Genomic DNA, 6,393 nt, shown 5'->3' on the forward strand with positions numbered 1-6,393 from the left:
CCCATGCTCACACTCATGGCACAGAGCAGAGTTTGCGTGACCACAAGAACGATAAAGACGCCAGCCCAAATGCCGCTGTTGGCTTTCAAATCACGTAAGGCCCAAATCATGATTCATTCACCTGCCACATCCTCGTGCGTACACTCTGCCAGATCCCTCTATTTATATAAATAGCCGATCGGCGCGGGAGACAACATCCGGCAAACCCCTGAAAAGACCCTGAATTAACCCTGATTCCTTCTTACAATGGACCGTCGGCCACTCCCCTGCTTATTCATGCATCAGAGTGTTATCCCCGTGCTATTCTGATGCTCAGAATCTGATTCAGGTTCCCGGACGATGGTCAAGTACCCGGACAGCGACAAGACTTGCCGAAAGGGAACCATGTCCTCGTGGATTGTACTCATACTCGCCGGCATCTGTGAATCGGCCTGGGCCACCGCCTTAGGCAAGTCTCAAGGCTTTACCAAAATCGTCCCTGACATCATTTTTATCGTGGGATTGTTTCTCAGCATGGTTGGTCTGGCCTTTGCCATGCACAGCATCCCTGCCAGTACAGCTTACGCGGTCTGGGTCGGTATCGGAGCTGCCTTGACTGCCCTATACGCCATGGCTACAGGATCAGAGCCAATTTCGCTTGCCCGAATTCTGCTCATCATCGGCTTGGTCGCCTGCGTGGTCGGGCTCAAGATCGTCAATTGAGAATAATGCCCCCATCAACACAGATATATCCCAACAACAAACAAACTCAAGAGGAAAGGAGTCGCCATCATGACCACAGTAATACGGCAATGCACTTCGGATGATGCCGGGCTGATACGTTCCTTGGGCATGACCACCTTCCGTGACACCTTCGCCGCCGACAACAGCCGGGAGAACATGGCCGATTACCTCCGGCACTCCTTCTCCCCTGAACTGGTCAAATCGCAACTGTCCGAACCCGAATCCGTTTTTATGCTGGCCAGCGTGGGCGGCACTCCCGCAGCCTACATGCAGCTCAACACTGGGAAGGCCCAGACGGAGCAGTTCGGTGACACTTCCATGGAGATCGAGCGGCTATACGTTCTATCAGACTTCAAACGCCAGGGACTGGGCACCATGCTGGTCAATCAGGCCTTCGAACGAGCCAGGAACCGGAATCTGAGCAAAATCTGGCTAGGCGTATGGGAGCGCAATGAACCCGCTCAACGTTTCTACCAAGCCATGGGCTTCAAACGGACCGGCGAGCACATATTCACCTTGGGAGCTGACATTCAACCGACTGGATTATGACCGCAGCGGTCAATTGATGGCTACCGCTGGGCAAACACGAGGCACCGGGTGCCGCTTTAGAAATCGGCGATACCCGGCATCACCAACCCCAAGCACAAACTTGCGCGTCTGACGCCCGAATCAGAGCAATCGGCCCTGACCCGAGCACCAGACGCGCAGGTCATTCATACACACAACAGTCATGTATCACGGTTCCCTGCAGAAGACCGGTCCTCCGGCAGGGAACCAGTTGCTCAATCCGACATGACCGTCGCGTCGATCTTGCCTCGGAAGAGCATGACTGCCACAGCCACGACAATTTCAATGATGCCGATGATCAGCATCAACGGCAGCTGCTGGTCCAGGGTGGTCAGTTTGCCATAAACCAGCAGCATGATAGCCGTGCCGATGGCAGCTGACAGGGTGAAAGCGGTCTGCATCTGTGTCTCATAGGACTTGGGGGCTATGGCCGCCACAGTCGAGTTGGCTGCAACGCCGTAGGGGAAGCCGCCAAAGTTGGAGACCACATAGTAGAGCAGCAGCCAGAGCACGGAATATCTAGCCGTATGAGGATTGAGCACCACAGTGGGAACGATCAGCAGCAAATTAGAGATGCCGAAGAAAGCGAATCCGAACCAGAGGCGGTTGGTGGACTTCCAACGCTTGCCCGTGTCGGTCAGCCAGAACCAGCTGAAGAAGATGCCGGCCAGCATGGCGATGATGCCCACGAGAGTGTTGAAGGATCCCGGCGCGATTTCAATACTGCCGAACTTTCTGTTGATCCGCTGGTCCAGGAACATGAGCAGGGTGGTGCCCTGAATGGCGTAATCCACCCCTGCAACAATCTGCATGATCACGATGGGCACGAAGGCCTTGAGCCGGCGACGCTCCACACCGACGATCCTCTTGGAACGCCAGATGACCAAGAAGAAGGCGATGGCCACCACAAAGGTGCAGGAGCTGACCGTACTGGCCAGCGCGTTGACGCTGATCTTGTGGGTGACAAGAAGGACGGCGATGAACAGACCAATCACCAACAGCACGCCCAAGGCGCCCCATCCGTAGCGTTTACGCTCCTGGCTGTTGAGCGGGCGTGAGGGCTTTGAGCCCAGCGAACCGAAGAAACGATTGCCTGGCACGCCGATGATGGCTGCGTAAATCAGCGCAGCGACTGCTCCGATGGCGAATCCGTAATGATAGTTGAGCAGCCCGAGCTGAGCAGAGATGATTGGGGTGATGAACCCGGCGATATTGTTGGCAATGGCGTGAATGGCGAAAGCGCCGTCACGACGGTTGTCCTTGCGGTGGAAGAGCATGCCGGTCAGCGAGGCGTTCGAAGCCCCCATGATGGGCAGGTTCATAAGGATCATGCCCGTAATGGCCATGGCTCGACCTTGGCTGATGGAGAAGGCCGGTATGGCCAGCAGCCCGCAGGACAGCCCCTTGACAATGTTGCCGATGACCAAGGCCTTGCGCGCCCCGAACACCCGATCCGCCAGCCAGCTGCCCACGATGCCGAACATCGAATTGATAGCCCCCACGATGGCTATAAGCTGCGCCGCCTCCCCCTGGCTGAATCCCAGACCCTGGGTCCACGGCTTATAGAGGTAGTAGATCATCACGGCCCCATAAGAGGCCCAACAGATCGAATTGAAGAAATTGCCGCCTGCCAGAGCGCCGATGCCCTTGGGATAGCCGAAGAAGGAGCGGTCCGCCCTCAGCTGGTTCAGCTCCTCCTCCTGTCGTCGGTCAACCTTGAGGCCGGATTCATCGACCACAATATCCGGTTGCTCGCCGCCATTTTTCGTAGGTGTTGCCATACGCTTCTCCTCGCTTCTCACTGGTGCCTACCCTCGTTGTGCGGGCACCCCCTTGCTCTGCGTGGAACCACAGGCTGTTCCACTTTGAACCGTAAATCCTCAGCCCGTCGGGCGTAGGTGCAAAGAGAACGGAAAAAGGTGGATATTTCTCGGTAATGCTATGTGGCCACTACCGGACAAGGCTTCCCGGGCAGGTCGTTCATTGCTCAGAAAGCCCGCCATTGCAAGGATTAGGAAGAAATAGAAGCTAACCAGAACAACTCCAAGCCAAAGACACAAGATTGTCCACCCATTCGACGATTTCCCCCACCTTCCTGATCGGGCTTCCGTCCATAGACTGATGAGGTAAGGCGCACGAAGGCGTCGGGGCAGAGCGGCGCCGACGGATCGGAGACGACCCGACGGAAACCATGACCGGCCAGAATCCGCCTGTCAGCGGAGGAAGTAGGTAATTCATCATGACATCATCCATGCACACTGATCAGGACTGTGTTGACGAGGCGGCCCGTCAGATCTACATCGGCAACACGGGCACCGTGGACTTCGACCTGAAGCTGCCGACCAAGGGGGCAGAGGGAACCACAATCGAATGGGCCAGCAGCGACGATCGATGGGTCAGTCCCACAGGCAAGGTCAATCAGCCTGAATACGGTCGGGGTGACCGGAACGTGACCCTAACCGCGACCGTCACCAAGGGCGGTGCCAAGGCGCAGCGCAACTTCGATGTGACCGTGCTACAGATGCCCAACAAGATCGAAGTGCGCAAGGTCTATCCCATCGAAATAAAGGCGCGCAAGGGCGCCACCTACTATCTGCCCATGTTCACGGCCGTGCTGACCAAGGACGGACAGAAGGTCTCCCAGCGGGTCAACTGGGACGAAGGCGTTGAGCAGCGAGACGAGCAGACCGGCGAGCACGACTTCCAGGGTTCCATAGACGGCAGCGACATCCGTGTGCAATGCAAGGTTCAGGTGATCGATGAAGACCCCGAACAGCCGGTAGATCCGAGCCCTAAGGTCCGCCGCGTACCCATCTCCCGGGTGCGGCTGACCGGTGATGGCATGCTGGCAGGCAACCAGCGCCGGCGGATAGCCTTTCTGAAGACCCTGGACGACGATCAGCTCCTGGTGGAATTCCGCCGGGCCGCCCACCTGGACACCAAGGGAGCCAAGCCCATGATCGGCTGGGACGCTCCGGACTCCAACCTGCGCGGCCACACCACCGGGCATGTCCTGTCCGCATATGCTCTGGGGTATGCCGCCACCGGCGACGAGGACATTCGGACCAAGCTGACCTATCTGGTCGACGGGCTGGCCGAGGTCCAGGCCGCCTTCGCAAAGAGCGGGGCCACCAAGCCGGGCTTCCTGTCGGCCTACGACGAGAGTCAGTTCGACAAGCTGGAGCAGTACGCGCCCTACCCCACCATCTGGGCGCCCTACTACACCCTGCACAAGATTCTGGCCGGGCTGATCGATGCCTACCATTTCGCGGGCAATGAAACGGCTCTGCACGTGGCCTCGGACCTAGGCGACTGGGTCTATGACCGCGTCCACCGGCTCCCCCACGAGCAGCTGCAGAACATGTGGAGCATGTACATCGCCGGCGAGTTCGGCGGCATGAACGAGTCCCTGGCCCATCTGTACGCCATCACCGGACGTAAGGAGCACCTGGATGCCGCTCGCCTCTTCGACAACGACCGTCTCATGGTTCCCATGCGTCAAAAGGTGGATGCCCTGGGCGGACTGCATGGCAACCAGCACATCCCCCAGGTCATCGGTTCGGTGGAACTCTTCCGCCAGACCGGTCTGCCCTACTACCTGCAGCAGGCGGAATTCTTCCTCAAGTCGGTCATGGGCCATCACATCTACGCCATGGGCGGCACCGGGCAGGGTGAGATGTTCCAGCAGCCCGACGTGATTGGCGCCCTGCTCAAGGACAACACCGCCGAGTCCTGCGCCTCCTACAACCTGCTCAAGCTGTCGGCGCTCCTGTTCTCCTTCGATCCGGATCAGGAGTATGCAGACTACACCGAGCTGACCACACTCAACCACATCGCCGCCAGCACCGACCATGTGCCCCAGGGCGGCAGTCTCTACTTCTTCCCCACCCAGCCGGGCGGCCGCAAGGAGTTTGATGAGGAGAACAGCTGCTGCCACGGCACCGGCCTGGAATCGCACTTCTACTACGCCGACGGAGCCTTCTACACAGATGAGAAGACCCTGTGGATCGAGCAGTATTTGCCCTGCAGCCTGAACGACATCGACCAGAAGATGGCGCTGAGCGTGGACGTGGACGACCGCCACCCCGAGAAGGTAACCATCACCATAGAAGCCCTGGACAGACCCCGCCTGGCGCTGCGCATCCCCGCCTGGACCCGCGGCAGGGTCCACATCGACATCGACGGAACCCCGGTGTCCCAGGCTCTCATGGGCACTGACCCGGCTGTGGCGGTCCTTGATGTGAGCGCCTGCGGTCTGAATTCCTGGTCAGGAACCACCATTACGCTGACATTCGAACCGACCATCCGGCTGATTGGCACCCCTGACAGGCCTTCCCTGGCCGCCGTGGCCTGGGGACCCTACGTACTTGCCGCCTTGAGCCCCAGCACTGATATGCAGAGCCTTGACATCGACCGGAAGGATCCCGGGTCTGACTTCGAGCGCCAGGGCGAGAAGCTGGTCTTCCGTCACCGGGGCAGCGGCCTGGAATTCGTCCCCCTCTGGACCATTGACGAAGATCAGCCCTATCATGCCTACGTCGAAGTGGCCAGCCACTGACCGCGTCCTAAGGCCAAGGTTTCAGCTACAGGGAGGACGGTCAGCACGGATCAGGCAATCATCACCAGTTTCCCCAACGATGCGGCGGTCTTCAAATCCGCAGGGCGCTTCATCGGCACCCCCGGATGGATCCACGAGCGCCGCACCGTCGACAGCTTTGAGCTGATCCTGGTTGAAGAGGGCCTCCTCCCGCTGACGGTAGCCGGGCGGCATCATGATCTGAAGGCAGGCGGCCTGTTGCTGATTCCGCCCGGAACTCCTCATGAGGGCAGTCGACGGCTGGGACAGGAGCCGCTGACCTTCTACTGGGCCCACTTCACCTTGCCTGACTGGCAAAAGGTTCAAGGCCTACCTGACGAACCGAGGGATGGAAATGACCAGGGAGCGGCACGCGTGGTGCTGCCCCTGGATTTTCGTCTGGCAGACAACAATCGATTGACCGTCATGTTCAACCAGCTGCTTGACATATACCAGCGCACCTACCCGGATCCCAGCCCCTACTGCAGCTATTTCATGACCTGCCTGCTCATGGAGATCGCCATGGG

At 58.8% G+C, this 6,393-nt stretch carries 5 protein-coding genes and 1 riboswitch; of the genes, 4 read left to right on the plus strand and 1 reads right to left on the minus strand.

Annotated elements, in window-relative coordinates:
• Window positions 1-312: 312 nt before the first annotated feature.
• A riboswitch (guanidine-III (ykkC-III) riboswitch) is annotated at window positions 313-376 on the plus strand.
• An 8-nt stretch (window positions 377-384) separates the two neighbouring features.
• On the plus strand, window positions 385-702 hold the full coding sequence (locus AC0AP0_RS07475; protein WP_490429971.1) for a DMT family transporter: 318 nt from the start codon (window positions 385-387) through the stop codon (window positions 700-702).
• Window positions 703-771: 69 nt separating this feature from the next.
• Window positions 772-1,272 (plus strand): GNAT family N-acetyltransferase, encoded by a 501-nt coding sequence (locus AC0AP0_RS07480; protein WP_490429973.1) that lies wholly within the window; start codon window positions 772-774, stop codon window positions 1,270-1,272.
• A gap of 233 nt (window positions 1,273-1,505) precedes the next feature.
• Here AC0AP0_RS07480 and AC0AP0_RS07485 read toward each other — a convergent pair whose 3' ends face one another.
• Window positions 1,506-3,071: an oligopeptide:H+ symporter gene (locus AC0AP0_RS07485; protein ID WP_490429975.1), complete on the minus strand. Its 1,566-nt coding sequence runs from the start codon at window positions 3,069-3,071 to the stop codon at window positions 1,506-1,508.
• Window positions 3,072-3,529: 458 nt separating this feature from the next.
• On the opposite strand from AC0AP0_RS07485, the gene AC0AP0_RS07490 reads away from it, so the two are divergent.
• Both AC0AP0_RS07490 and AC0AP0_RS07495 read left to right on the plus strand, forming a co-directional pair.
• Window positions 3,530-5,848: a beta-L-arabinofuranosidase domain-containing protein gene (locus AC0AP0_RS07490; protein ID WP_490429977.1), complete on the plus strand. Its 2,319-nt coding sequence runs from the start codon at window positions 3,530-3,532 to the stop codon at window positions 5,846-5,848.
• 129 nt (window positions 5,849-5,977) lie between these two features.
• On the plus strand, window positions 5,978-6,393 hold a 416-nt coding region (locus AC0AP0_RS07495), incomplete at its 3' end, for an AraC family ligand binding domain-containing protein (RefSeq protein ID WP_490429979.1).

The organism is Bifidobacterium sp. POST2/T3 (B1) (assembly GCF_058197115.1).

What these genes read in the sequence shown, in the direction of transcription:
- AC0AP0_RS07475 (WP_490429971.1), top strand. Translation starts at nt 385, where the DNA reads ATGTCCTCGTGGATTGTACTCATACTCGCCGGCATCTGTGAATCGGCC.
- AC0AP0_RS07480 (WP_490429973.1), top strand. Translation starts at nt 772, where the DNA reads ATGACCACAGTAATACGGCAATGCACTTCGGATGATGCCGGGCTGATA.
- AC0AP0_RS07485 (WP_490429975.1), bottom strand. Translation starts at nt 3,071, where the DNA reads ATGGCAACACCTACGAAAAATGGCGGCGAGCAACCGGATATTGTGGTC.
- AC0AP0_RS07490 (WP_490429977.1), top strand. Translation starts at nt 3,530, where the DNA reads ATGACATCATCCATGCACACTGATCAGGACTGTGTTGACGAGGCGGCC.